Raw genomic sequence first — 26,360 nt, 5'->3', positions numbered from 1 at the left:
GAAAGTAGAACCATGCTGAAGAATCTTTTCCACCACGCCCTGCAGCACTGCGGCCTGATCGCCATCCTGCGCGGCGTGCGTCCCGACGAAGTCGAAGCCATCGGCAAGGCCTTGTATGACGCCGGCTTCCGCGTCATCGAGGTGCCGCTCAATTCGCCCGAGCCGCTGCAAAGCATCGCCACGCTGCGCCGCACGTTGCCGGCCGATTGCGTGATCGGCGCGGGCACCGTGCTCAGCCCCGAACAAGTCGCTCAGGTCAAGGCCGCCGGCGGCGAACTGATCGTCATGCCGCACAGCGATGCGCGCGTGATCGGCGCCGCCAAGGATGCCGGCCTGTGCAGCGCCCCCGGCGTGGCCACCGTGACCGAAGCATTTGCCGCGCTGGCCGCCGGCGCCGACGTGCTCAAGATGTTCCCGGCCGAGCAGCTCGGCACCCACGTCGTCAAAGCCTGGCGCGCCGTGATCCCGGCCTCGGTCGCGTTGTTGCCGGTGGGCGGCATCATGCCCAGCAGCGTGTCGGTGTTCGTCAGTGCCGGCGCATCCGGTTTCGGCCTCGGCTCGGCGCTGTTCAAGCCGGGCATGTCGGCCGCCACCGTCGGCGAAAACGCCAAGGCCTTCGTCAGCGCCTGGCAAACCCGTCATGGTGCTTCCACACCGACCACCTAAAAAGAAGCCGGTCGCAGTGTCATAAGCATGACGACCGGCCGCTCCTCAACCAGCCCGCAGCAAGACTGGGCATTTTTTCTCAGAACGGATCATCTCCGATGAAAATCACAAAACTGACCACCTTTATCGTGCCGCCGCGCTGGTGCTTCCTCAAGATCGAAACCGATGAAGGCATCGTCGGCTGGGGCGAACCGGTGGTCGAAGGCCGCGCGCACAGCGTCGCCGCCGCCGTCGAAGAACTGGCCGACTACCTGATCGGCAAGGACCCGCGCAACATCGAAGATCACTGGACCGTGCTCTACCGCGGCGGCTTCTATCGCGGCGGCGCCATCCACATGAGCGCACTGGCCGGCATCGACCAGGCGCTGTGGGACATCAAGGGCAAGGCGCTCGGCCTCCCGGTCAACCAGCTGCTGGGCGGCCCGGTGCGCGACAGCATCCGCGTGTATTCGTGGATCGGCGGCGATCGTCCGGCCGACACCGCGAAGGCCGCCAAGGATGCGGTGGCGCGCGGCTTCACCGCCGTCAAGATGAACGGCACCGAAGAACTGCAATTCATCGACACCTATGACAAGGTCGAGCTCACGCTGGCCAATGTCGCGGCAGTGCGCGAAGCGGTCGGCCCCAACGTCGGCATCGGCGTCGACTTCCACGGCCGCGTGCACAAGCCCATGGCCAAGGTGCTGGTCAAGGAACTCGAACAGTACAAACTGATGTTCATCGAAGAACCGGTGCTCAGCGAAAACTACGAAGCGCTCAAGGAAATCGCCCACCTCACCGGCACGCCGATCGCGCTGGGCGAGCGCCTGTACTCGCGCTGGGACTTCAAGCGCATCCTCAGCGAAGGCTACGTCGACATCATCCAGCCCGACGTCTCGCACGCCGGCGGCATCACCGAGACGCGCAAGATCGCCACCATGGCCGAAGCCTACGACGTCGCGCTGGCGCTGCACTGCCCGCTCGGCCCGATCGCGCTGGCGGCTTGCCTGCAAGTCGACGCGGTGTCGTACAACGCCTTCATCCAGGAACAAAGCCTGGGCATCCATTACAACGAGAGCAACGACTTGCTCGACTATGTCACCGACGCCGACGTGTTCAGCTACAAGGATGGTTACGTCACCATCCCGAACGGCCCGGGCCTCGGCATCGAGATCAACGAGGAATATGTCAGGCAGCGTGCAGAAGTGGGACATCGCTGGCGCAATCCAATTTGGAGACATAAAGACGGCAGCTTCGCTGAGTGGTGATCCGATAACAATCTAACAAGCACCTGAAAAATCTTCACCAATGCGGCCCGCATCTGCTCAGCAGAGCGGGCCGCAGCCACGTAAAATAGCGCTTTCCCCGCAGCTCCCCTACCAGGATTTTCATCATGCATTGGCCCCTCTTCGCCCTCGCCGTTGCCGCCTTCGGCATCGGCACTACAGAATTCGTGATCATGGGGCTGTTGCCTGATGTCGCGCGCGACCTCGGCGTCTCTGCGCCGGCCGCAGGCATGCTGGTGTCCGGCTACGCGCTGGGTGTGGCGGCCGGTGCGCCGGTGCTGGCGATCCTCACCGCCAAGTGGCAACGCAAGCGCGCACTGGTCGGCCTGATGTGCCTGTTCATCCTCGGCAACGTGCTGTGCGCGATTGCGCCGAGCTACAACTTCCTGATGGTCGCGCGCGTGGTGACGGCGTTCTGCCATGCGGCGTTCTTTGGCATCGGCTCGGTGGTCGCCGCCGAACTGGTGCCGCGTGAAAAGCGCGCGCAAGCCGTGGCGTTGATGTTCACCGGCCTGACCGTCGCCAACATCCTCGGCGTGCCGTTCGGCACCGCGCTCGGCCACGCCGCCGGCTGGCGCTCGACCTTCGGCGCGATCACGGTGATCGGCCTGGCCGCCGTGATCATGCTGTGGATCTGCCTGCCGAAAAAAATCGCCATGCAAGGCGGCAGCATCTTCAAGGAATTCCGCGCCATCGTCCATCCGCAAGTCCAGCTCGCGCTGCTGACCAGCACGCTGGCCTCGGTCAGCATGTTCAGCGTGCTGACCTACATCGCCTACATCCTGCTCGACGTCACCGGCTTCACCGCGCATCAGGAAAGCTGGGTGCTGCTGCTGTTCGGCGCCGGCATCACGGTGGGCGGGCTGATCGGCGGACGTCTCGCGGACTGGCGACTGATGCCGGTGCTGTTCTCGATGTTCGTCTGCATCGCGCTGATCCTGGTGCAGTTCTCGTGGAGCAGCCACTACACGCTGCCGACGCTGATCACCATGTTCGTCTGGGGCGCGTTCTCGTTTGCCGTCGTGCCGGCTGCACAGATCCGGGTGCTGGACAAAGCCAAGGACGCGCCGAACCTGGCGTCGACGCTTAACCAGGGCGCGTTCAATGTCGGCAACGCCACCGGCGCCTGGCTGGGCGGACTGGCGATTTCGGCCGGCTGGCCGTTGACCGATCTGCCGCTGCTGGGCGCGGGCGTGTCGGTGCTGGGCTTCCTGACGGTGCTGACGTCGGCCTTGCTGGATCGCCGCGCAGCACGCGCCGCGGCGTGATTCGGCGGGTCTTGAAAAAAGTGCGGCTATAATGCCCTGCCATGAAACGCTACGTCCTCATTTTCCTGCTGATGCTGCTGCCCTTCCAGTTTTCCTGGGCGGCGGTGGCGTCGTATTGCCAGCATGAAAGCGATCCCGCTGCACAGCACGTCGGCCATCACGCCGCTGCCGACAGCAAGCAACAGAAGCAGGATCAGCACGCGGACAACAGCGACGACAGCAAGCTCAACGCCGCCAGCGACGCCGATTGCAGCTTCTGCCACTTTTCCTGCAGCAAGCCCATGAACTCATACACATCATGGACGCCGCCTGCGCAGGAGAAAAACAGCTTCACACCTTCCTTGCCTCCGCTATATCTCTCCCATATCGGGGAATCCCCCGAAGAGCCTGACTGGAAAACCGCCGCTTAAGCCGGCGGGTCGTCTTCCCCTTTTTTCCTTACTGCTGACCGCTCGCCGAATTCCTTCCCTTTTGTCCGGAGAATTCGATGTACACCCGTTTCTATCCGCTGGGACTGGCGCTTCTGCTCGCCTGCCCGGTCTACACGCATGCGCAGGAGGCGGCAACGCCCCTCACGCTGAGCAACGCCGTCGCGCTCGCGCTCGACAACAATCCCGACCTGTCCACCGCCCGGCACGAACTTGAGGCGGTCGACGCCACCGTCACGCAAGCCGGCGCCCGCCCCAATCCCGAGCTGTCGACGTTGATGGAAGACACGCGCAAAAGCACGCGCACCACCACCATCCAACTCAACCAGCCCATCGAACTCGGCGGCAAGCGCGCCGCCCGTATTGGCGCCGCCGAGCGTTCACGCGAGGCTGCCCGCATGGAGCTCACAATCAGACGCGATGAAGTCCGCATCGCCGCCACGTCGGCGTTCTTCGCCGTGCTGACGGCGCAGGAGCGCCGGCGCCTGGCACAAGAATCCGCCGACCTCGCCCGCAGCGCCGCCGACGCCACCGGCCGGCGCGTCACCGCCGGCAAGATCTCGCCGGTGGAAGAAACCCGGGCGCGCGTCGCCGCTGCCTCCGCCCGTCTGGAACTGAGCCAGGCCGAGGGCGAACTCGACCTCGCGCGCCGCCGCCTCGCCGGACTGTGGGGCAACGCCCAGCCCCGCTTCACGCTGGCCGAAGGCGCCGCAGGACAATTGCCACCGCTGCCGGCCATCGCCGACATCGCCGGGCGCAGCGCCGACGCACCGCAACTGCGGCTGGCCCGCCTCGAAGTCGAACGCCGCCAGGCCTTGAGCAAGATCGAGAGCAGCAAGCGTATTCCCGACGCCACGCTGAGCCTGGGCCGCAAACGCGACGAAGAAGCCGGCCGCAGCATGTGGGTGGTCGGCGTGTCGATGCCGCTGCCTTTCCTCGACAGCAATCGCGGCAACCTGGAAGAAGCCCTGCGCCGCACAGACAAGGCGCGCGACGAACTGGCCGCCGCCGAGACGCGCGTGCGCACCGACATCGCGCAGGCGTATGAAAAACTGCGCAACGCCCATGCCGAAGTCGCCGTCCTGCACAGCGACATCCTGCCCGGCGCGCAGAGTGCCTACACCGCCGCCGGCAAGGGCTTCGAACTCGGCAAGTTCAATTTCCTGGAAGTGCTCGACGCCCAGCGCACCTTGTTCCAGGCGCGCTCGCAATACCTGCGCGCGATCTCCGACGCCCATCTTGCCTCGGCCGAACTGGAGCGTCTGCTCGGTTCCGCCGGCCACAACCAATAAGCGAACACCATCATGACAAAAAAACAGAAACTCACCATCGCCGCAATTGCGGCCGTCACGGCGCTGCTCGCTGCGCTGATCCTGCTCAGCGGCGCCAGCAAATCGGCACCGGCCGACGCCCATGCCGAAAGCGGCCATGACCATGCTGCAGAGAAAACCACCAAGGACGATCACAAGGAAGACGGACACAAGGAAGCCAAAGACGATCATGACGACGACAAGGATCACAAGGACCACGATGAGAAAGGCCATAACGAAAAGGGTCACGACGAAAAGGGCCACGATGAAGACAGCAAGATCGCCTTCAGTGAACAGCAACTCAAAACCGCCGGCATCGTCCTCGACACCGCCGCGCCCGGTCGCATCCGCACCAGCCTGCAACTGCCCGGCGAAATCCGCTTCAACCAGGACCGCACCGCGCACGTGGTGCCCAAGGTCAACGGCGTGGTCGAATCGGTCAGCGCCAATCTCGGCCAGCAGGTGAAGAAGGGGCAAGTGCTCGCCGTCGTCAGCAGCAGCGCGGTGTCGGAGCAACGCAGCGAGTTGCTGAACGCGCAGCAGCGACTGACGCTGGCGCAATCGACGCATGCACGTGAAAAAACCTTGTGGCAAGAAAAGATCTCCGCCGAGCAGGACTATCTGCAAGCCGGACAAGCACTCAAGGAAGCCGAAATCGCCGTGCGCAATGCACAGCAGAAGCTGGCCGCCATCGGCGCAGGCACCAGTTCTTCAGGACTGAACCGTTATGAAATCCGCGCGCCCTTCGACGGCATCGTCGTGGAGAAGCACTTGGCACTCGGCGAGGCAGTGAAGGAAGACGCCAGCATCTTCACCATCTCCGACCTCTCCAGCGTCTGGGCCGAGATGACGGTCGCCGCCCGCGACATGAACGCCGTGCGCGTCGGCGAAAGCGTCACCGTCAACGCCACCGCGTTCGCCTCCAGCGCCAGCGGCAAGATCGCCTACGTCGGCGCCTTGCTGGGCGAACAAACACGTACCGCCAAGGCCCATGTGGTCCTGCCCAATCCGGGTAACGTCTGGCGTCCCGGCCTGTTCGTCAATGTCGACGTGCTGGCGCAGGAAGCTGAAGTCCCACTCGCCGTCGCCGCCGATGCGGTGCAATCAGTCGAGCAGAAACAGGTGGTCTTCGTGCGCGTCGCCGACGGCTTCAGGAAACAGGAAGTGACATTGGGCCGCACCGACGGCAAGCGGGTCGAAATCATCAAGGGTCTCAGTGCGGGCGATGTCTATGCCGCCGCGGGTAGCTTCGTGATCAAAGCCGAATTGGGCAAGGGGAGCGCCGAACATGCTCACTAAATATTTGATGAACAGCGACCGCCCCTCCCACTCCGAGCGAGAAGGACACACCCATGTTTGAACGCATCATCCGCTTCGCCATCGAGCATCGATGGCTGGTCATGCTGGCCGTCTTCGGCATGGCGGCCTACGGCGTCTACAGCTACCAGAGGCTGCCCATCGACGCCGTGCCCGACATCACCAACGTCCAGGTGCAGATCAACACCTCCGCGCCCGGCTATTCACCGCTGGAGACCGAGCAGCGCATCAGCTTCCCGATCGAGACCGTCATGTCCGGCCTGCCCAACCTGGAACAGACGCGCTCGCTGTCGCGCTACGGCCTGTCGCAGGTGACGGTCATCTTCAAGGACGGCACGGATATCTACTTTGCGCGCCAGCTGGTCAATGAACGCATCCAGGAAGCACGCAGCAAGCTGCCGTCCGGTATCGATCCCGCCATGGGACCGATCTCCACCGGCCTCGGCGAAATCTACCTGTGGACGGTCGAAGCCAAGGAAGGCGCGAAGAATGCCGACGGTGCGCCCTACTCGCCCGCCGACCTGCGCGAGATCCAGGACTGGATCATCAAGCCGCAGCTACGCAACGTGCCCGGCGTGACCGAGATCAATTCCATCGGCGGCTACGCCAAGGAATACCACGTCGCCCCCTCGCCGGCCAAGCTCGCCTCCTACGGCCTGACGCTGCAAAACGTCGCCGCCGCGCTGGAACGCAACAACGCCAACGTCGGCGCCGGCTACATCGAGAAGCGCGGCGAGCAATACCTGATCCGCGCACCGGGCCAGGTGGCCTCGCTCGACGACATCCGCAACATCATCCTCGGCAACGTGCAAGGCGTAGCGATCCGCATCCGCGACGTCGCCGAGGTCGGCATCGGCCGCGAACTGCGCACCGGCGCCGCCACCGAGAACGGCCGCGAAGTCGTGCTCGGCACGGTCTTCATGCTGATCGGCCAGAACAGCCGCACGGTCTCGCAGGCGGTCGACAAGAAGATGACCGAGATCAACCGCTCGCTGCCCGAAGGCGTGCAAGCCGTCACCGTGTACGACCGCACGGTGCTGGTCGACAAGGCCATCAACACCGTCAAGAAAAACCTCATCGAAGGCGCGGTGCTGGTGATCGCGGTGCTGTTCCTGTTCCTCGGCAACATCCGCGCGGCGGTGATCACGGCAATGGTGATTCCGCTGGCGATGCTGTTCACTTTCACCGGCATGGTGTCCAACCACGTCAGCGCCAACCTGCTGAGCCTGGGCGCGCTCGACTTCGGCATCATCATCGACGGCGCCGTCGTGATCGTGGAAAACTGCGTGCGCCGCCTGGCCCACGCGCAGCAGCATCACGGCCGGCCGCTGACGCGCAGCGAACGCTTCCACGAAGTCTTCGCCGCCTCGCGTGAAGCGCGCCGTCCGCTGCTGTTCGGCCAGCTCATCATCATGATCGTGTACCTGCCGATGTTTGCGCTGACCGGCGTCGAAGGCAAGATGTTCCAGCCGATGGCCTTCACCGTGGTGGCAGCCTTGCTGGGTGCGATGATCCTGTCGGTCACCTTCATCCCGGCGGCGATTGCCCTGTTCATCGGCGACAAGGTCGACGAAAAGGAAAACGCCCTGATGCGCGCCGCCAAGCGCGCCTATGCGCCGCTGCTGCAAGCCTCAATGCGCAACAAGCCGGTGGTGCTGTCGCTGGCGGCTGCCGTGATCGTCCTGTGCACGCTGCTCGGGACAAAGCTCGGCAGCGAGTTCGTGCCCAGCCTCAACGAAGGCGACCTGGCGATCCAGGCCTTGCGCATTCCCGGCACCAGCCTGACGCAATCGGTGGAGATGCAGCAGCAGCTGGAACGCACGCTCAAGGACAACTTCCCCGAGATCGAGCGCGTGTTCGCCCGCACCGGCACCGCCGAAGTGGCGTCCGACCCGATGCCGCCGAACATCTCCGACGGCTACATCATGCTCAAGCCGCAAGACCAGTGGCCCAAACCGCGCAAAACCCGCGACGAACTGATCGCCGCCATCCAGGAAACCGTCGCCGCCCTGCCCGGCAACAGCTACGAGTTCTCCCAGCCGATCCAGTTGCGCTTCAATGAACTGATCTCGGGTGTGCGCAGCGACGTCGCGGTCAAGGTCTTCGGCGACGACATGGACGTGCTCAACGACACCGCCGCCAAGATCGCATCCACACTGGGCAAGGTCCCCGGCGCAACCGAAGTCAAGGTCGAACAATCGACCGGCCTGCCGATGCTGACCGTCAAGATAGACCGCGAGAAGACCGCCCGCTACGGCCTCAACATCGGCGACGTGCAGGACACCGTCGCGATGGCCATCGGCGGCAAGGAAGCCGGCGCCCTGTTCCAGGGCGACCGCCGCTTCGACATCATCGTGCGGCTGCCGGAAAACGAACGCAACGACCTCGACGCCATCAAGCGCCTGCCGATCCCGCTGCCGCACAATGACGGAAAGCTCAGCTACATCCCGTTGGGAGAAGTGGCCGACTTCGACATCGCCCCCGGCCCCAACCAGGTCAGCCGCGAAAACGGCAAGCGCCGCGTCGTCGTCAGCGCCAACGTGCGCGGACGCGATCTCGGCTCCTTCGTCGACGACGCCGCCGCCGGTATCTCCGCGCAGGTAAAAATCCCGGCCGGCTACTGGATCGCCTGGGGCGGCCAGTTCGAGAACCTGCAGTCGGCAACACAGCGCCTGCAAATCGTCGTGCCGGTCGCCTTGCTGCTGGTGTTTGTGCTGCTGTTCGCGATGTTCAACAACGTCAAGGACGGCCTGCTGGTCTTCACCGGCATCCCGTTCGCCCTGACCGGCGGCGTGTTGGCGCTGGCGATGCGCGGCATCCCGCTGTCGATCTCCGCCGCCGTCGGCTTCATCGCGCTGTCAGGCGTGGCGGTGCTCAACGGCCTGGTGATGATCGCCTTCATCCGCACCCTGCGCGAAGAAGGCCGCTCACTCGACGACGCCATCTTCGAAGGCGCAATGACGCGCTTGCGGCCGGTATTGATGACCGCGCTGGTAGCGTCGCTGGGATTCGTCCCGATGGCGTTGGCGACCGGCACGGGCGCGGAAGTGCAACGGCCGTTGGCGACCGTGGTCATCGGAGGGATTTTGTCGTCGACGCTGTTGACGTTGCTGGTGTTGCCGTTGTTGTATCGGTTGGTGCACGGGGGAGACGACACCGACGACCGCGATGTGAACCAGCAGTCGTCATCGTGGCGTAGCCGCTTGCTCGGTTGGCGTCGCTAGGTTTTTTTCGTCAGTGCACCGATGCTACCAGCCTCTCTCTGAGAGTGAGGTCCGGTAGCATCGTGCCGTTAGCTGAATAAGGAACGTCGTCGGCCAGAAGCTACTCCTCTTAGCCGAAAATATTTCAAATAGCGAAGTTCATAGACCTAATCGATAGCTAAGTTTGCTATGCATTGTTCTGCAGAGGTACGTCGCTGTATCGAATCTTCGCGCCTATAGCGGCAGAAACTTGTACACTCCTTTCAAATTTCAACAACAAAGCAACCGTCGATGGATCAGCGTCTAGCACCTCAACGTTAGCCTCTACGTAGCGATCTGTAGCAAAGCGCCGAAAAGTTACTGAATCAAACACTTCACGCGGCACGATGAGTGACGCTGGTGGGGTCAGTGGCCCCACATATACGGCAATGTTGTTGAGATGGCATTGATAGTGCGCTGACTGGCCGTTGTGCTGATGAACGATCAAATCTTCTGGCCGAGGATGCTGCCCCTCCGTAAGAGCGTATTGCCAGTCCCATATCCAGTCCGGTTGAGTGGCATTATCGAGCAGTAAGATTGGGCTTAGTCCTAGGTTGGAAATTCGAGCTGCTTCTGCCTTTAACTCCTTCCAGTACGAATCAGAATCGGTGGCAACGATCTCACGAAGTTCACAGCGACTCAAAACATCGGTCAGCAGCACGCCATCGACAGCTTGAGCGACAACGTTAGCCAAATAGTCGTCTCCATTTATCGCAGGTGGGTCAAATGCGACAGTAGTAAATTCCCCTTTTCTAAGGCCATTCAATCTCAGCGTGTATTTTTCTTGTTCTTCGTTAGAGAAATTTACATTCCGGAACAGACATAGAGGGAATCGATTTGCCATCTTATTGAATGCTTCCGTGGAAGCATTCAACGCTGCCTGCTTTAACTTATCGGGATCAATGGTTGCCGCTGCTAGCAGTTCTCTACGCCTTGTTTCGATCGATTGCTTGAGTGTTGATAGAGCTTCGCTAACACGACTCCGTCGTATCTCTTCGTCAACTTCCTTTCCGATCCGGTTTGCCAATTCATCAATTACCGATGGCATTATCGGTTGCGGGTCCGAAAGCCTATTTAGCCAAGAATTAAAGACATCTCGCGCTTTGTCTAAATCTCCCCGCTCTATATGTCTTGGCTTCGACCAATTGGCTAACTGTCGACAAAATGGATCGTCCTCAGACCAACTAGCATCTGAAAGAATCATCATCAGTATTATTTGACTCTCATCTAGTGAATCTAGGCTGTTCGGTCCGCTATAGCTATAAACACGAGATCCAGTCATTCCAGGTCTTTCCATGTCCCTAATTTTTTCGACAAAGTCATTCAGCCGAGCTTCATATATACGACGCTCATCCATGCCCCCGATATGTTGACGCGTTTTCGCTAGAAGGTATCCGGCAGCGGTGAGACGATTTAACGGGGCAGACTGCGTTCCTCCATTGCGCCATTGCTTTCCTTGGACCATATCAGCAACAATGCCCATCGCAAGTGAGTTGTCAAAACTGGGCGATTTTGATTGAGAGCACCACTGAAGAAGAATTTCAACAGTGATGAGTCGAATATCTTGCAGATAGTTGTGGAGCGCGGCTAAGAGAACAGATCGTTGAAGATGCTCTGTGCCCTCACGGATTTCCAAGCTGAGTTCTGTATTGAGAAAATCCCACTCAAGAGAAATGTCTTCCACGGTAATAAATATTGCAGATTGATGAAGTGAGAACGATGTCCGCTCATACGAAAAATTTCCCCACCATTTGCTAAGTACATCGGCGAACCATTCTGCTGCGATTCTATCGCCTCGTTCGATCGACGCCAGTAGCATTCGCGCAGTTTCTCGTATGTGAAGCGTATTAAGTTGTACCAATACGCGCGCCTCACTCCATTTGAATTGCTCATCCTGATCGGGAATTCCTCCGATAGATTTTCGTGCGTTTTCCCATGCCCCTACGAACGAAACAAAAATATCTTCGTAGGCTCGATGAGCAGGTGCTTGTAGTGTTTGGCTATGATGCGCGCTATGGGAAACAAAACCTTGTTCTTCGATTCGCTTCACCCACCAACCACCGATAAGGAACATTAGATAGGTTGGCATCATCAAAATATTTTCTCGTATTTCGATAGGTGACTTAAGTACAGCATCGCTTGCGATGTGTTGTACAAAGTAGCAAATTCGTTTGAGAGGATTCGTGTCTTTATCTAAATTCTCAACTGCTGCTTGAAAGATAGAGCGATAAGCCTCGGTCCACCCGACATAAAGTCCTTGCTCCATCCAATGGCCCTTTTCCGGAAGCATTGCAAGGCTGCCAAATGTTCCGTCGTCGTTGCGAGATAAACACGCATCGAGAAGCAATTCGTGAACTTGCAGCAGCGTTTCATAGGACTTCCTGAATATTTGATCATTCTGATTGGATATCGCACTGCACACGTCAATTTCCAGCTCTTGAATGATTGCGCGCGGTGATATCGAATTTCGCTCACCCAGGTCGCTTCTAAAAACAAAAGCAAGACGTAAAAGACATCTCTGCCATCGAGGAAGATTGGGCCCATCTGCAACAATGGCTAACGGAATTTGGCCGTCATAAGTAGTTTCTGGCGACAGAGAGATAGATAGCATTGGTTTTCGAGAAGACCTTGCACCTCCAAATTCTGATTTAGTCTCGGGCCACGCACGTGCCCGGGAGAGCCAGCAAGTAGTTACAACGCGCAGAGGCCATAGCCGAACATCAACTAACTTTGACGGCCTCTTTAGCAGCAGATGGCCTTGTACGTCGCCTTTTCTATAGGAGTAGCGGCTAATCCATATTCGGGGCTCCGTTTCCTGATTTAGATTTTCAAAATCGGGCACAGGAATCGGAAGCCATCCATTGGAAGGAGCCTGTTCTAATACGTGAGGAATGGCGATTCTGGCGATCTCGCGCGGAAGCGCGACTCCAAGAAGATATCGTTTGACACCTTGCATCTGAACTACAGGCCGCAGAAACTCGACTGTTCTATACAAGAAGTACAACGTTAATATGGCATTCACGAAGAACCACACAGCATCCAGAATGGCCGTATGTTTTATTAGCGTAGTGCCATAGCGGGGAATTAACGCATATTGAATGGCCATCACAATAACCAAAGTAATAGACGACAGGCCTGCAACCAATCCACCAGAGTCAAGTATATAGATGTGCACAAACGCCTCGGCAGCCGGACGACGTTGGAGAAATACGGTGACGAAAGAAATTACAAAGGGGTATACGAGCGCTGCCAGCGTCGCTTGTATTGACCATAGCGCCGTAAAGTAGGTGAGGTAATCAGCATCCTCCTTCAGTTGGAGCGTAACTCCTGCTGCTGAGAGCCAAGAATCTGGAAGGAAAAGAGAAAAAGAAACGTACAAGGAAAAAAGCAACAGTGTCTGGAAAACGAACCGGATTGGACGTTCACCGTGGGATTGAATCTCCCGGGCCAATATTGACAGTCTCCATTTTCTTAGTAGCTCATTGCTACTACGCCAATTGTGTAATTCGCGACGGACGACTCTCGAAACTGACCATGGTGTCCCCAAAAATCCGATTTTTTTTGTCATTGTGCGTTCCCATTTCACGACTATGAAGCCTAGTCAATAATAAAACAGTTGCAGGCTCTGAGCATTGCGTACCTGAGAACGTGAACATCAGAGCCGAGTGTACTGCGATGGAAATTGCTCTACGCGAACAGTCCGGCGTATTCAGCGGACTTAGAAATAGAATAGCCGTAAGTAGGTACTTTGCCCCGTCGTCATGGCAACATCTGCCGATTGCAGACTTCTTCTATGGACTGAATCGTAACTCTATCAAGAAATTTACTAAGGGCATTTGACTAAAATTGATACTCCTCAGCGAATCCCCCCAAAAAAAAGGCCCCGCAACATCACTGTCGCGGGGCTTCTTTTATCTACGCTGCACTTCAAGCAATCCGCTGCTCCGAAGCCGGATCAAACAACAGCGCCTTGGTCAGATCAAACGCCAGCTTCAGCGGCTCATTCGGCAAGGCGCCTGCGCGCGGATGCGTGCGGCATGTCACCGGTGCATCGTTGAAGCGCGCCACCACCAAAGTATCCGGGCCGGTTGGTTCAGTCAGTTCGATAACGCAGTCGACTTCGGTCGGACGGTAGCTGCCGTTGGTACTCAATGGATCGCCGTTGCGGGCACTCATGGCGTCGGTCACGTGTTCCGGACGAATGCCGAGGACGATGTCGCGGCCTACCCATTTTGCGACGGCGTCGGTGTGGCCGTTCAGCGGCAGGGTCAGCAGGGTCTTGCGGCCGCCGTGGTCGAGTTCGAACGCCGGGGCGGAGCCGTCGGTGGTGAGCTTGCCGCGCAGGAAGTTCATCGACGGCGAGCCGATGAAGCCGGCCACGAACAGGTTGCTCGGCGAGTCGTAGATCTCCTGCGGGCTGCCGAACTGCTGGACCACGCCGTCCTTCATGACGGCGATGCGGTCGCCCAGGGTCATCGCTTCGATCTGGTCGTGCGTGACGTAGACGATGGTGCTGCCCAGGCGCTGGTGCATGCGCTTGATTTCGGCGCGCATTTCGACGCGCAGCTTGGCGTCCAGGTTCGACAGCGGTTCGTCGAACAGGAACAGCGACGGATCGCGTGCAATCGCGCGGCCCATCGCCACACGCTGGCGCTGGCCGCCAGACAGCAGCGCCGGCTTGCGGTCCAGCAGATGGGTAATCTGCAGGATGTTGGCGACGCGCTCGACGATTTCCTTTTGTTCGGCTTTGGGGATCTTGCGGATGCCGAGGCCGAAAGAAATGTTTTCGCGCACGGTCATGGTCGGGTACAGCGCGTACGACTGGAACACCATGGCGATGTCGCGCTCTTTCGGGGCGACGTTGTTGACGACGCGGTCGCCGATCATGATCTCGCCTTCGGACACGCTTTCCAGTCCGGCGATCATGTTGAGCAGCGTCGACTTGCCGCAGCCGGAGCCGCCGACCAGGATCAGGAACTGGCCGTCTTCGATTTCGAGGTCGATGCCCTTGAGGACTTCGTTACCGTTCGGATAGACCTTGCGTACGTTGCGAATTGATAAGCTTGCCATTTTTCTACATCTCCATGAATTCTTTTCAAACCGGCTCACGATCCTACTGCGAGGCCATGATCCGGCGTCGTGCGGTACTCGGAATCCTCATGTACTGAAGTACATTCCGGTTCCTCCGTTCCACCGCCACCGGCTGATGGCCTCTCGCTACGGATCGTGAACCGGTTTAGCCCTTAACAGCGCCGGCGGTGAGGCCACGCACAAAGTATTTACCTGCGAGGATATACACCAGCAGCGTCGGCAGCGCAGCGATGATCGCCGCCGCCATGTTGACGTTGTACTCGGTCACGCCGGTCGAGGTGTTGACCAGGTTGTTGAGCGCCACGGTCACCGGTTTTGCATCCGAGCCGCCGAACACCACGCCGAACAGGAAGTCGTTCCAGATCTGCGTGAACTGCCAGATGAAGCACACCATGAAAATCGGCAGCGACAGCGGGAAGATGATCTTGCGGTAGGTCAGGAAGAATCCTGCGCCGTCGATGCGCGCCGCCTTGACCAGCTCTTCCGGCACGGTCACGTAGTAATTGCGGAAGAACAGCGTGGTGAACGCGATGCCGTAGACGATGTGGACGAAGATCAGGCCCGGCGTCGTATTGGCCAGGTCGAACATGCCCAGCAGACGCGCCATCGGCAGGATCACTACCTGGAACGGGATGAAGCAGCCGACCATCAGTGCGGCGAACAGCGCCTCAGATCCACGGAAGCGCCAGTGCGCCAGCACGTAGCCGTTGAGCGAACCGATCAGGGTGGAGATCAACACCGCCGGGATCGTCATCTTCAACGAGTTCCAGAAGAACGGCGCGAGGCCGCCGCAGTCGACGCCGGTGCAGGCGCTGTCCCAGGCCTTGCCCCAGGCTGCGGTGGTCGGCGCCATCGGCAGCGCCAGCAGATTGCTGCTACGGATTTCGTCGAGCGATTTCAGCGAGGTGGTGATCATCACGTACAGCGGCGCGAGGTAGTACAGGCCGACCAGCACGAGCAAGACATAGATCAACACGCGACCGATGGTGAGCGGCTTGCGCTCCTGGTTGGGGCCACCCTTGGGAGCAAAAGTATCAACGGCCATTGCGGGTTCCTTTCGTTTCCAGATACATCAAAGGCACCAGCACGGCCAGCACGGTCGCCAACATCATCACGGCGGAAGCGGCGCCCAGGCCGAGCTGTCCACGCGTGAAAGAGAACTGATACATGAAGATGGCCGGCAAGTCAGTCGAGGTGCCGGGTCCGCCGGCGGTCAAGGCCATGACCAGGTCGAAGCTCTTGATGGCGATGTGGCCGAGCACCAGCAACACGCTGAAGAACACCGGGCGCAGCGCCGGGATGACGATGCGGCGATAGATGGTCGGCAAGCTGGCGCCGTCGACCATCGCGGCCTTCATGATGGAGTCGTCGATGCCGCGCAAGCCGGCCAGGAACAGCGCCATCACAAACCCGGACGATTGCCACACGCCGGCGATGACGACGGTGTAGATCGCCATGTCGGAGTTGACCAGCCAGTCGAAGCTGAAGTTGGCGAAGCCCCAGTCATGCATCATTTTTTCCAGGCCGAGGCCGGGATTGAGAATCCATTTCCAGGCGGCGCCGGTGACGATGAAGGACAGCGCCATCGGATACAGATACACGGCGCGCAGTGCGCCTTCGGCACGGATCTTCTGATCCAGCAGAATCGCCATGAACAGGCCGATGACCAGGCACAGCAGGATGAACAGGCCGCCGAAGATGCCCAGATTGGCGGCTGCGGTCCACCAGCGGTCAAGGGCGAACAGTCGGGTGTATTGATCGAATCCTGCGAATTCGTAGTTGGGCATCAGGCGCGAATTGGTCAGCGACAGATAGCCGGTGAGTGCGATGAAGCCGTAGACAAAGACCAGCGACAAGATGATGGTCGGTGATAAGACCAGGCGCGGCAGCCAGTTGTCGGCCAGCGCGGCGAATTTTCCACTGCGCCGCGGTACGGCTTTGCCGGCGGCGTTATTGCCGCCTTTGCCGCCTTTGCCGCCAGTACCGGTCGACAGGGAAACTGTTGAATTGGACATGCATGTCTCCTGAACCCGGGGACGTATCGCGAAACCGGCCGAACAATCTTGCCGGCCTTTCACGACGATGGGCGCCCGACCGCTGCGCCCGCCCCGTAAATACCCTGTCCGCAAACACGCCGGAGCGTGCTGCGGGACAGGCCTTATTACACTGCTTCTAATTACTTCTTATTGCTTACTGAGTCTTGGCTGCTTTAGCCAGCGCTTGCACGGCGGCTTGCGAGGTCATGTTGGAGTTCATGAACTTGGCAATCACGTCAAACATCGCGCCTTGAGCGGCCGAGCTGACAGCCATACCGTGGGCCATGCTTGGCTCCAGGGTGTTGGCTTTGCTCGATGTCGCGAAGTCGTCCATCGACTTGGTGGCGCAGCTGTCGAACTTGCCGCGTGGGATATCAGGACGGACCGGGATCGAACCCTTGTTCAGGTTGAAGACTTCCTGGAACTCAGGGCTCATGATGGCGGTAGCCAAAGTCAGCTGGGCCTTTTGCGAATCAGGATTCTTGACCTTGAACATGGCGATCGAGTCGATGTTGAAGGTGTAGGATTTTTCTGTGCCTGGTGCTGCTACGCACAGATAGTCCTTGCCTGGTTGCTTGCCGGCGGTAGTGAACTCGCCCTTGGCCCAGTCGCCCATGAATTGCATGCCGGCCTTGCCGTTGATGACCATGGCAGTCGCCAGGTTCCAGTCACGGCCTGCGGAATCCTTGTCGATGTAGGTCTTGATCTTGCCCAGTGTGTCGAAGGTCTTGACCATGTTGGCGCTGGTCAGGGCTGTCTGGTCCAGTTTCACCAGGGCCTTCTGATAGAAGTCGGCGCCGCCGACGCCCAGGGCGACGGTTTCAAAGACGGTGGCGTCCTGCCATGGCTGACCGCCATGGGCAACGGCGACGAAGCCGGCCTTCTTGATCTTTTCTGCAGCGTCGAAGAACTCATCCCAGTTGGTTGGGGTCTTGGCGCCGGCTTTCTTCAGCACTTCAGGGTTGATCCACAGCCAGTTCACACGGTGCACGTTGACCGGTGCGGCGACGTAGTGGCCTTGGTACTTCATCACGCTGGAGACCGACTTCGGCAGCAGGGAATCCCACTTGCCGGCAGTTGCTGCGGCGTCGATGTTGGCCAGTACGCCTTCTTGACCCCACTCTTGAATGGCAGGGCCCTTGATCTGGGCAGCTGTCGGAGGGCTGCCGGCGATGACGCGCGCCTTCAGGGCGGTCGTCGCGTTTTCACCTGCGCCGCCGGCGACTGCGAAGTCTTTCCAGGTCACGCCCTTGGCTTCCATGATCTTTTTGAGTTCGGCAACCGATTTTGCTTCACCGCCGGAAGTCCAGTAATGCAGCACTTCCACTTCCGCGGCATACGCTACGGTGGAAGCGGCGATCAGGGTGGTGGCGATCAGACTTTTTTTAATGGCGTGCTTCAACATCATTTTTTATCTCCTGTGTTTTAAAAATTGCCGTCGGCTTGCACCGCGGCAAGGTCTTGGTTCCCGGGGAAGAGAACTTGCTGTTGGTACGGCGGGTGCTTCAGAGCACTCTTTTCTACTTCACTTTAGTAAAACTACAAAAATTGCGTCAATAAACTTAATTATTAGGACGAACTCCCGTCGCTCGCTTGTAATTGTAGTAATGCTACAGTAACATTGCAATATAAGTTTTGTTTAATTACATAGAAATCTCATGCAAGTCATACAAGAAGAAGCGTGCTTGTTCAATTTCGTCCTGTTTGGAGCAACAGGCGACCTGGCGATGCGGAAGATCCTTCCCGCGCTGTTCTCCGCGCATCTTGACGGCAAATTGCATCAAGATGGCCGCATCATCTGTGTCGCCAAGCAGGAGTTGAATCAGGAGTCGTATCTTGACTGGGTTCACACCCAATCCGGCCTGTATGTCAGCGAAGGCATTGCCAATCAGAACGCCGACAAATGGCAAAGTTTTCTACGCCGCATTACTTATGTCGCGCTGGACGCGACCAGTGCCGCCGACTACGCGTTGCTCGGCGAACAACTGAACAACCAGGCCGTCACGGTCTATTACCTGGCGACCTCGCCGAAGCTGTTCGAACCGATCTGCAACCATCTGGCCGCCAGCAGCATTGCGCTGGACAACGCCCGCGTGGTGCTGGAGAAGCCACTCGGCCACGATCTGGAGTCCTCGCGCGCAATCAACGACGCCGTGGCGCGCGTGTTCGCCGAAGACCAGATCTATCGCATTGACCACTATTTGGGCAAGGAGTCGGTACAGAACTTGCTGGCTTTACGTTTTGCCAACAGCCTGTTTGAACCGCTGTGGCGGCGCGAGTCGATCGAGCACGTGCAGCTGACCATCGCCGAACAGCTCGGCGTGGAAGGCCGCGGCGAGTTCTACGACGGCACCGGCGCCTTGCGCGACATGGTGCAGAACCATTTGCTGCAGCTGTTGTGCATGGTGGCTATGGAACCTCCGACTTCGCTTGATGCCAATGCTATACGGGATGAAAAAGTACGCGTGCTGCGCGCGCTGCGGCCGTTCAGCCGCGAAGACCTGGAAACCCGCGCCGTACGCGGCCAGTATGCCGCCGGCGCCGTGCGAGGCCAGGCGGTCGGCGGCTATCATCAGGAAGCCGGCATTGCGCCGCAGTCGAAGACCGAGAGCTTCATTGCGCTGCATGCCGAGATCAATAACTGGCGCTGGGCCGGCGTGCCGTTTTTCCTGCGCACCGGCAAGCGTCTGGCGGAACGCACTGCGGAGATCGTGATCACCTTCAAGCCGATTCCGCACGCGATCCTGCCGATGCCGCAAGGCGTGGAAAGCAGCAACCGGCTGGTGATCCGCCTGCAGCCGGAGGAATCGATACAGTTGCACTGCTTCGCCAAGCAGCCGGGCGACAGCATGACGATACAGCCGGTGGCGCTGGACCTGGCCTTTGACCAGGCTTTCAAACAAAAGCGAGCAGATGCCTACGAGCGGCTGCTGCTGGATGTGATTCGCGGCAACCTCGCGCTGTTCGTGCGGCGCGATGAGCAGGAAGCGGCATGGCGTTGGGTGGAACCGTTGTTGAATCATTGGCAGAGCACTGCTGCGCTGCCGAAATCTTATCTTGCTGGAAGTTGGGGACCCAGTGCTTCGTCGGCGATGATGTCGCGCGCCGGCGCGCACTGGCCAGAAGACCGGTGATGGCCACGGATTTGCGCAAAGCGAGCTAATATACGCCCACCTAAAATAAAAGCACCGCAGAGCACGCCCGCGCACAGCCTCACCGATACGCATAACAGTTTTTTTTCGGAAAGTTTTACTACATGTCTTCAGCATCGCTCATACATGGCAGCTACAACGCGTCGAACACCTTCATGGATGGTCCACGTTTGTTGGCAGACATCGGCGGCACCAATGCGCGCTTCGCGCTGGAACGCGCTCCCGGACAGATAGATACGATCCAGACCTTGCGTTGCGCCGACTATGCGGAGTTTTCGCAGGCGGCCAAGGCTTACCTGGAAACCAACGAACACCCTGCCATCCACCATGCCGCGATCGCCATCGCAAATCCGGTGCAGGGTGACCAGATCAAGATGACCAATCATCACTGGGCGTTTTCGATTGAAGAGACGCGCAAGCTGCTCGGTCTCGATACGCTGCTGGTGGTCAACGATTTCACCGCGCTGTCGATGGCGCTGCCGCATCTGGAGCAATCGCATTGCGTGCAGGTCGGCGGCGGCCAGGGGCTGGAAGGCGGCGTGATCGGCCTGGTCGGCGCCGGCACCGGTCTCGGCGTGGGCGGTCTGATTCCGAGCGAAGGTCGCTGGATCGCGCTGGGCAGCGAAGGCGGCCACGTGTCGTTCTCGCCGGCCGACGAAAAGGAAGCGGCGATCCTGCAATATTGCTGGCGCACTTACAAGCACGTCTCGGCCGAACGCCTGATCTCCGGCCCCGGCCTGGAAATGATTTACGGCGCCTTGTGCGAAATCAACAAGGTCAAGAATCCCGAAGAACTGGCGGCGCCGCAAATCGTCGATCGCGCACTGAACCAGAAGGATCCACTGTGCCTGGAAGTGGTCGACGTCTTCTGCGGCATGCTCGGCACGCTGGCCTCCAACGTCGCGGTCACGCTTGGCACATTGGGCGGCATCTACATCGGCGGCGGCGTGGTGCCGCATCTGGGTGACTACTTCGCGCGCTCGGCCTTCCGCGCGCGCTTTGAAAGCAAGGGGCGTTTCGACGCCTACATGCAAAAGATCCCGACCTTCGTCATCACCGCGCCCTACCCGGCTTTCGTCGGCGTCGCCGCGATCCTGGCCGAACGCCTGGGCGGCGGCAATGCCGTGCCGTTCCTGGAGCGCATCCGCAAGGCCCGCTCGCAGTTCTCGCCGGCCGAAGAACGCGTGGCCAGCCTGATCCTGGCGCATCCGCGCGCGGTCATGAGCGAACCGATTTCGGAAATCGCCCGCCGCGCCAACGTCAGCCAGCCGACCGTGATCCGCTTCTGCCGCACCATGGGTTGCCAGGGTCTGGCGGATTTCAAACTGAAGCTCGCCTCGGGTGTCACCGGCACCGTGCCGGTCGCGCACAGCCAGGTGCATATCGGCGACTCGGCGCTGGACGTCGGCGTGAAGGTGGTCGACAACACCATCGCCGCCATGATGGAAGTGCGCGACAGCCTCAACGCGGATACGCTGAGCAAGGTCATCGAGGTGCTGAGCCACGCCACGCGTGTGGAGTTCTACGGCTTCGGCAGCTGTGGCCTGGTGGCCGAGGATGCGCAACAGAAATTCTTCCGCTTGGGCATTCCGTCGACCGCTTACACCGACCCGCAATTGCAGGAAGTCTCGGCCTCGCTGCTGAAGAACACCGACGTCGCGGTCATCATCTCCAACTCCGGCCGCCTGCGTCATCTGGCGACCACGGTCGAAGTCGCGGTGAATTCCGGCGCCACCATCATTGCGCTGGCGCCGAGCAATTCGCAGCTGGCCAAGCGCGCCGACTTCACGCTCGCGGTCGAGCATGACGAAGGCAGCATGATGCACATCCCGATGGTGTCGCGCATCCTGCTGCTGCTGCTGGTGGACGTGCTGGCGGTGGGCGTGTCGCTGAACCGCTCCAGCCCGTTCGCGGAACTGCAGCGCCAGGCCAAGCGCGGCATCCTGGCCCACATCGCCTCGACGCACGACGTCCTCGGCGACAAGGTTTCGGCAGCCGGCGATCATCCTGTGGAAAAGCACGGCGACGAAGGCAACAAACCCAATCTGATCTCGCATACCAAGTAATACCGGCAATGCCAGGCAATACCAAGTAAGCGGCGGAGACAGGAAGGCGGGCTGCATGTGCAGCATCAGCCCTCCACATAAAAATAAACCGGCAAGGCCTGTGAGGCTTGCCGGTTTTTCTTTGCCTGCTTTTTATTTTCCGCTGACCACTAACGAATCACACCGAACGCGCAGGCAATAAAAAAGCCCGCTCAACATCGAACGGGCCAAGAGGGGGAGTTCCTCAGGATGTCACTACACCTACGACTACTCTGCGTTACGTGTGCCGCCCGACTAAAGTACAGCACGTTTGCTGCAGACCTGCGCGGGATGACTCCGCCGCGACTATTAACGACGGCGTCATGCCCGCGAGGACGGTGCCGGGATCACACGATCCCGGGCTTGTCTTGCATCAGAACGAGTGGCTGACGCCGAAGTACAGCGCGTTCATGTTCTGACCCACGGCGCCGCCATTGGTGCCGTACTCGACCGAGAAGTCCGAAGTCGAGCTGTTGCGGATTGTGCCGATGGTTGCGTACAACAATGTGCGCTTGGACAGGCTGTAATTGCCGCCGAGGACGAACAGGTTGGCGCTACCCACGCCGCCATTGACGTTGACGTGGTAAGCCGCGCCAATCAGTGTCAAAGCTGGTGTGATCTGGTAGTTCGCACCCAACCAGTAGTGGTTGGCGCGGTCAGGCGAACCTGCTGCTGCCGAAGGCGCGCGCAGGTTTTCGTAACCGGCGAACAGTTTCAGCTTGTCGATCGTCACGGTGCCACCCAGTGTCAGCTCTTTGGAAGAGGCGAACAATGTCGAGTACTGACCGTTGGTGTCGCGTTGCACGTCATAGATGGCGCGCAGTTCATAGGTCGGTTGCACATACGCCAGCGAAATACCGTCGCGGCTGCCGTTGTTGATATTGGTCGGGCCGGTTGTCGGTGTCACGCCCTTGGTGAAGGAACCTGCTGCTTCGCCGAAGCCGTGCATGACGGTTGCCGTGAAGCCGCCGAAGCTTGGCGATTCATAGCTGACCATGTTGTTGGTTTGTGGCCAGTTGCGTTCCTTGACCAGCGTCGCGGTGCTCAGTGCCTGTTGGCCGGTTGGGTCCAATGCCCAGATCGGATCGCTTTGGATCGCCAGATCTTTACCAACCTTCAATGTACCGGCCGAGCCGCTCAGACCGACGAACGAACGACGTGTCCACAGACCCGAACCGCCGTTGACCTGGCCGTTGGAAGCGTCAAAACCGCTTTCCAGAGTGAAGATTGCCTTCAGACCGCCGCCCAGATCTTCATTGCCCTTGAAGCCGAACATGCTGGTGCCCCACTCATTGCCGTCAACGCCCCATTTGCCGCCGCGGGAAACGACTGCGCCGGTGGAATCGCGTTGGGTGAAGTTGCTTTGGTAATTGATGCCTGCGTCGATACGACCGTAGATGGTGACGTTAGTCTGAGCCTGAGCGCTTGCGCATGCGCCGGCCATGACGGCAGCAATAGCGAGCGGCTTCGCAATGAATGCGACCTTTGATGCTTTTTTCATTTCATCTCCTAAATTTGCTGTGGGGACTTCCACTATTTTTCGAGCATTGCACTCGAATTCTTTTTTATGGGCATTGTTTCCACGCAGCCATGTGACGATTGCGCTTCTTTTTGCCTCTCTACATTTTATGTAGTTTTACTAAAAATTTTATTTAATTCTACACATTAAAAAATTAATTTCCACGATTTTTTTACCGCAACTACATAGATTCAATAGATTTATTGAGAATTACAACACTCACCAGCCTCTCAAACGAAGAATATGTGTACTAATGTTACAAGTAGCTTTGCTACTTATTGTTAGTTTTAAAACTACATTTTCGATCCAAAATAGTTTCCAGTCTGGATTTAATGCTTTTAGGAAATCAAATGTTGGAGATGAAGTTGGCGGACATGCCAAAGGCCAATCCGGACGGCGACCCGATGTGTATATATGAATGCGAGGAAAAACAAAGGCTTAGCGAGAATAGCTAAACCGTAAAGAGAGGCAGGAAGAATGCGCTGACGCGCACACAAGGCCGTGCGGGCTCAGCGGACCGGTGTAAACAGCTTGCCGAAATCGATTTCCAAGGCTTGCGCCGGCTCGGCCAGCAAACCCAGCGCATATTCGCCCAGATGATGTTCCATCAGGCGCGCGGCCAATGCAGGCTGACTTTGCTCGATGGCGTCGAGGATGGCGATGTGCTCGTCGGCCGAACAGCTGTTGCGCTTGGGTGTTTCATACAGGCCGATCAGCAGCGAGGTGCGGGCGATCAGCGTGCGCAGGTAAGACGTCACGATGTCGTTCTGATTGACCTCCGCCAGCTTGATATGGAATTCGCCGGAGAGGCGGATCCAGTCGCGCCAGTTGCCGTCTTCGCGCAGGGCGTGTTCCTTTCGGATCATTTCGCGCAGCTCGGCGAAGGCCTTGCTCTTGTTGCCGGGCTTGGCGGCCAGGCCCTTGACCGAGCCGACCTCCAGGATGACACGCGCCTCGAAGACCTCGCGCGCTTCGTTAATATCGTGCAGCGCGATGATGGCGCCCCGGTTGGGCTGCAGCTCGATCACCCGCTCGTGCGCCAGTTTGACGAAGACGCGCCGCAAGGTGCCGCGCGTGACGCCGAAGGCCTCGCACAAAGGCGCTTCCACCAGACGCGTACCCGGCGGCAGCTTGTGATCGAGGATCGCGTCGATGATCGCCATATAGATACGGGCGTCGACCGCATCGTTGGTCAAGTCCTTGTCCTTGAGCTTGTCCGCCCTCGCCTCGCTCATCCCGCCTCCGGAAAAAGGACAGGCAAGCGGCGCATTGTGCTCAATCTCTGCATAAATCGTGAAAAACTTCCCGAAAAGAATTTGACGTAACCGTCACAGTATAAGTGTTATGCCCCGGGCCTGCAGACGGGCGAATGATGAAAAAAACACGTGGTGCTGGCATGGCGCAGCTTCAGTTCCGACTTCCAGCGCACGTTCGCATGGCAAAACCCTCCCGATTATTGTGCACAATCCTATACATAAGGTGCACAAAACCAGATCGCGTCAGCATCCCGAAAGCTTCGGGCTTGCCGCACCCACGTTCCACTCACTCTCCAAAGCCTTTACCCGCGCGCCTTTCAGCCGCGCCTCCAGACAAACTGATGCTCTCTGGCACGCTTCTCGCTTATTGCAAACCTCAAGATTGTGCACAATCCTGATTTGAATTGTAGTCACCGGTGCGTCGACTCAACGCGCCGGCCACGCAGCAAGCAAGAAATGCAGTGCAGGTAATCCTCATGACAACAGCTGGTCCGGAGGGAATGGGCGCCGGGCCGACACGATAACCATATCAAGAAGGACAACATGAACACATTCAGCAAACTCGGCGCGGCAACCCTGCTGTTGGGCGCCAGCGGCATCGCGTGCGCACAATCGAGCGTGACGATCTCGGGCGTCATCGACACCGGCTTCGGCTACACCAGCAATGCGGGCACCGGCACCCAGACCAAGGTCGGCATGCTCAACAGCATCCTCGGCGTGTCCAATGTCGGCTTCCGCGGCAAGGAAGATCTGGGCGGCGGCCTCAATGCCGTGTTCAACCTGCAAGCCGGGTTCAATCCGACCAACGGCTCGCAGTCGGCTTCCGGCCAGCTGTTTTCGCGCAACTCGCTGGTCGGCCTGGAAAGCTCGTCGGGCGCACTGACCGTCGGCAAGCAATGGAACTTCAACGATGACTGGCTGGTGGGCAGCGTATTCAAGGGCGGCTACAACTCGGGCGCGATTTTCAAGTTCTCCGAATTCGATGCGGTCAGCGAAATCTACAACAACACCATCAAGTATGTGTCGCCTGAAGTCGGCGGCTTCCAGGGCGGCGTGATGTACGGCTTCGGCGAAGCGGCTGGTAGCCTGCGCACCGGTCAGGTCTACAACATCGCCGCAAAGTACGCGCAAGGTCCGTTCTTCGTCGGCATCACGTTTGATCGCGAACAGGACGCCACCGTCGGTCTCACCAACACCGGCAACGTGCTCAAGCTGACCACGCTTGGCGCCAGCTACACCATCAACGCACTCAAGCTGCGTCTTGGCGCCGCACGCAGCGACATCTCCGGTCCCGGCTCGTTCCAGTCGATCCCGTCGCTGCCGACCGCACGCAAGGCCTATGCAGTGGAAGCCGGCGTGGATTACACCTTCACGCCTGCCTTCACCGGCTCGGCTGACGTCATCTATCGCAAGAACACCACGCTGTCGAACAACACCAAGGTCTATCGCCTGCTCGGCATCTACAGTCTGTCCAAACGCACCAGCCTGATCGCCAACCTGGCCTACCTGAGCAACGGCGACGGCGCCACCGAATCGCTGATCAGCACCAACTCGACAGCCATCGGCGGCGGTTACGCCAATCAGCATCAGACCGCACTGGCTCTCGGCATTCGTCACACGTTTTGATCAGAGTACGGCACGTAGAGATAAGAAACCGCACGGCGTGATCCTTGCTTGATTTTTATCTGAAAATTTTTGAATCGACTTTTCTGTTTTCCATTTTTCA

At 59.1% G+C, this 26,360-nt stretch carries 17 protein-coding genes and 1 other RNA gene; 11 read left to right on the top strand and 7 right to left on the bottom strand.

The annotated features are described in order from the left end of the window. Positions 1-12: 12 nt before the first annotated feature. The 7 genes from E4P32_RS12545 (at position 13) to E4P32_RS12515 (ending at position 9,478) form a co-directional block, all read left to right on the top strand. A complete protein-coding gene (locus tag E4P32_RS12545) occupies positions 13-666 on the top strand; it encodes a 2-dehydro-3-deoxy-6-phosphogalactonate aldolase (RefSeq protein WP_116436812.1) in 654 nt (217 codons plus the stop codon). Positions 667-764: 98 nt separating this feature from the next. After that, complete coding sequence (dgoD, locus tag E4P32_RS12540; protein WP_016836730.1) at positions 765-1,913, top strand: galactonate dehydratase; 1,149 nt, start codon at positions 765-767, stop codon at positions 1,911-1,913. Positions 1,914-2,038: 125 nt separating this feature from the next. Beyond that, positions 2,039-3,199: an MFS transporter gene (locus E4P32_RS12535; protein WP_116436813.1), complete on the top strand. Its 1,161-nt coding sequence runs from the start codon at positions 2,039-2,041 to the stop codon at positions 3,197-3,199. Positions 3,200-3,240: 41 nt separating this feature from the next. Further along, positions 3,241-3,609, top strand: a complete 369-nt coding sequence (gene czcI, locus E4P32_RS12530) for a cation efflux protein, CzcI family (RefSeq protein WP_116436814.1) — start codon at positions 3,241-3,243, stop codon at positions 3,607-3,609. Between the two features lie 77 nt (positions 3,610-3,686). Next, complete coding sequence (locus E4P32_RS12525) at positions 3,687-4,919, top strand: TolC family protein (RefSeq protein WP_116436815.1); 1,233 nt, start codon at positions 3,687-3,689, stop codon at positions 4,917-4,919. Between the two features lie 12 nt (positions 4,920-4,931). Then, positions 4,932-6,236, top strand: coding sequence for an efflux RND transporter periplasmic adaptor subunit (locus E4P32_RS12520; protein WP_116436816.1), 1,305 nt, complete (start codon positions 4,932-4,934; stop codon positions 6,234-6,236). Positions 6,237-6,289: 53 nt separating this feature from the next. After that, positions 6,290-9,478 (top strand): CusA/CzcA family heavy metal efflux RND transporter, encoded by a 3,189-nt coding sequence (locus E4P32_RS12515; protein ID WP_116436817.1) that lies wholly within the window; start codon positions 6,290-6,292, stop codon positions 9,476-9,478. A gap of 166 nt (positions 9,479-9,644) precedes the next feature. Here E4P32_RS12515 and E4P32_RS12510 read toward each other — a convergent pair whose 3' ends face one another. Then, positions 9,645-13,064 (bottom strand): hypothetical protein, encoded by a 3,420-nt coding sequence (locus E4P32_RS12510; protein WP_135008742.1) that lies wholly within the window; start codon positions 13,062-13,064, stop codon positions 9,645-9,647. Positions 13,065-13,423: 359 nt separating this feature from the next. Continuing rightward, a complete protein-coding gene (gene ugpC, locus E4P32_RS12505; protein WP_116436819.1) occupies positions 13,424-14,566 on the bottom strand; it encodes a sn-glycerol-3-phosphate ABC transporter ATP-binding protein UgpC in 1,143 nt (380 codons plus the stop codon). Between the two features lie 89 nt (positions 14,567-14,655). On the opposite strand from ugpC, the gene E4P32_RS12500 reads away from it, so the two are divergent. Next, positions 14,656-14,729, top strand: a non-coding RNA gene (locus E4P32_RS12500) — sX9 sRNA. Between the two features lie 3 nt (positions 14,730-14,732). Here the strand turns inward: E4P32_RS12500 and E4P32_RS12495 are convergent. From E4P32_RS12495 to E4P32_RS12485, 3 genes are all read right to left on the bottom strand, one after another. Beyond that, entirely contained in the window at positions 14,733-15,632 is a 900-nt protein-coding gene (locus E4P32_RS12495; RefSeq protein ID WP_116436820.1) for a carbohydrate ABC transporter permease, read from the bottom strand. Next, positions 15,622-16,602: a sugar ABC transporter permease gene (locus E4P32_RS12490; RefSeq protein WP_116436821.1), complete on the bottom strand. Its 981-nt coding sequence runs from the start codon at positions 16,600-16,602 to the stop codon at positions 15,622-15,624. The genes E4P32_RS12495 and E4P32_RS12490 overlap by 11 nt, the downstream gene beginning before the upstream one ends. Positions 16,603-16,777: 175 nt before the next feature. Beyond that, positions 16,778-18,031: an ABC transporter substrate-binding protein gene (locus E4P32_RS12485; protein ID WP_116436822.1), complete on the bottom strand. Its 1,254-nt coding sequence runs from the start codon at positions 18,029-18,031 to the stop codon at positions 16,778-16,780. Positions 18,032-18,281: 250 nt separating this feature from the next. On the opposite strand from E4P32_RS12485, the gene zwf reads away from it, so the two are divergent. Both zwf and E4P32_RS12475 read left to right on the top strand, forming a co-directional pair. Further along, complete coding sequence (gene zwf / locus E4P32_RS12480; protein ID WP_116436823.1) at positions 18,282-19,757, top strand: glucose-6-phosphate dehydrogenase; 1,476 nt, start codon at positions 18,282-18,284, stop codon at positions 19,755-19,757. Between the two features lie 122 nt (positions 19,758-19,879). Then, positions 19,880-21,841 carry a glucokinase gene (locus E4P32_RS12475; protein ID WP_116436824.1) on the top strand — a complete coding sequence of 654 codons (1,962 nt, stop codon included), beginning with the start codon at positions 19,880-19,882 and terminating at the stop codon, positions 21,839-21,841. 391 nt (positions 21,842-22,232) lie between these two features. Here E4P32_RS12475 and E4P32_RS12470 read toward each other — a convergent pair whose 3' ends face one another. Together E4P32_RS12470 and E4P32_RS12465 are read right to left on the bottom strand one after the other, a co-directional pair. Further along, positions 22,233-23,360 carry a porin gene (locus E4P32_RS12470; RefSeq protein WP_116436825.1) on the bottom strand — a complete coding sequence of 376 codons (1,128 nt, stop codon included), beginning with the start codon at positions 23,358-23,360 and terminating at the stop codon, positions 22,233-22,235. 527 nt (positions 23,361-23,887) lie between these two features. Beyond that, positions 23,888-24,613 (bottom strand): GntR family transcriptional regulator, encoded by a 726-nt coding sequence (locus E4P32_RS12465; protein ID WP_116436826.1) that lies wholly within the window; start codon positions 24,611-24,613, stop codon positions 23,888-23,890. 564 nt (positions 24,614-25,177) lie between these two features. On the opposite strand from E4P32_RS12465, the gene E4P32_RS12460 reads away from it, so the two are divergent. Further along, complete coding sequence (locus tag E4P32_RS12460; protein ID WP_116436827.1) at positions 25,178-26,260, top strand: porin; 1,083 nt, start codon at positions 25,178-25,180, stop codon at positions 26,258-26,260. The last annotated feature ends 100 nt before the right edge of the window (positions 26,261-26,360 follow it).

It is taken from the genome of Herbaspirillum sp. 3R11, from assembly GCF_004563925.1.
Classification (GTDB): Bacteria; Pseudomonadota; Gammaproteobacteria; order Burkholderiales; family Burkholderiaceae_D; genus Herbaspirillum.
This window is presented reverse-complemented; position numbering and strand designations above follow the sequence as displayed.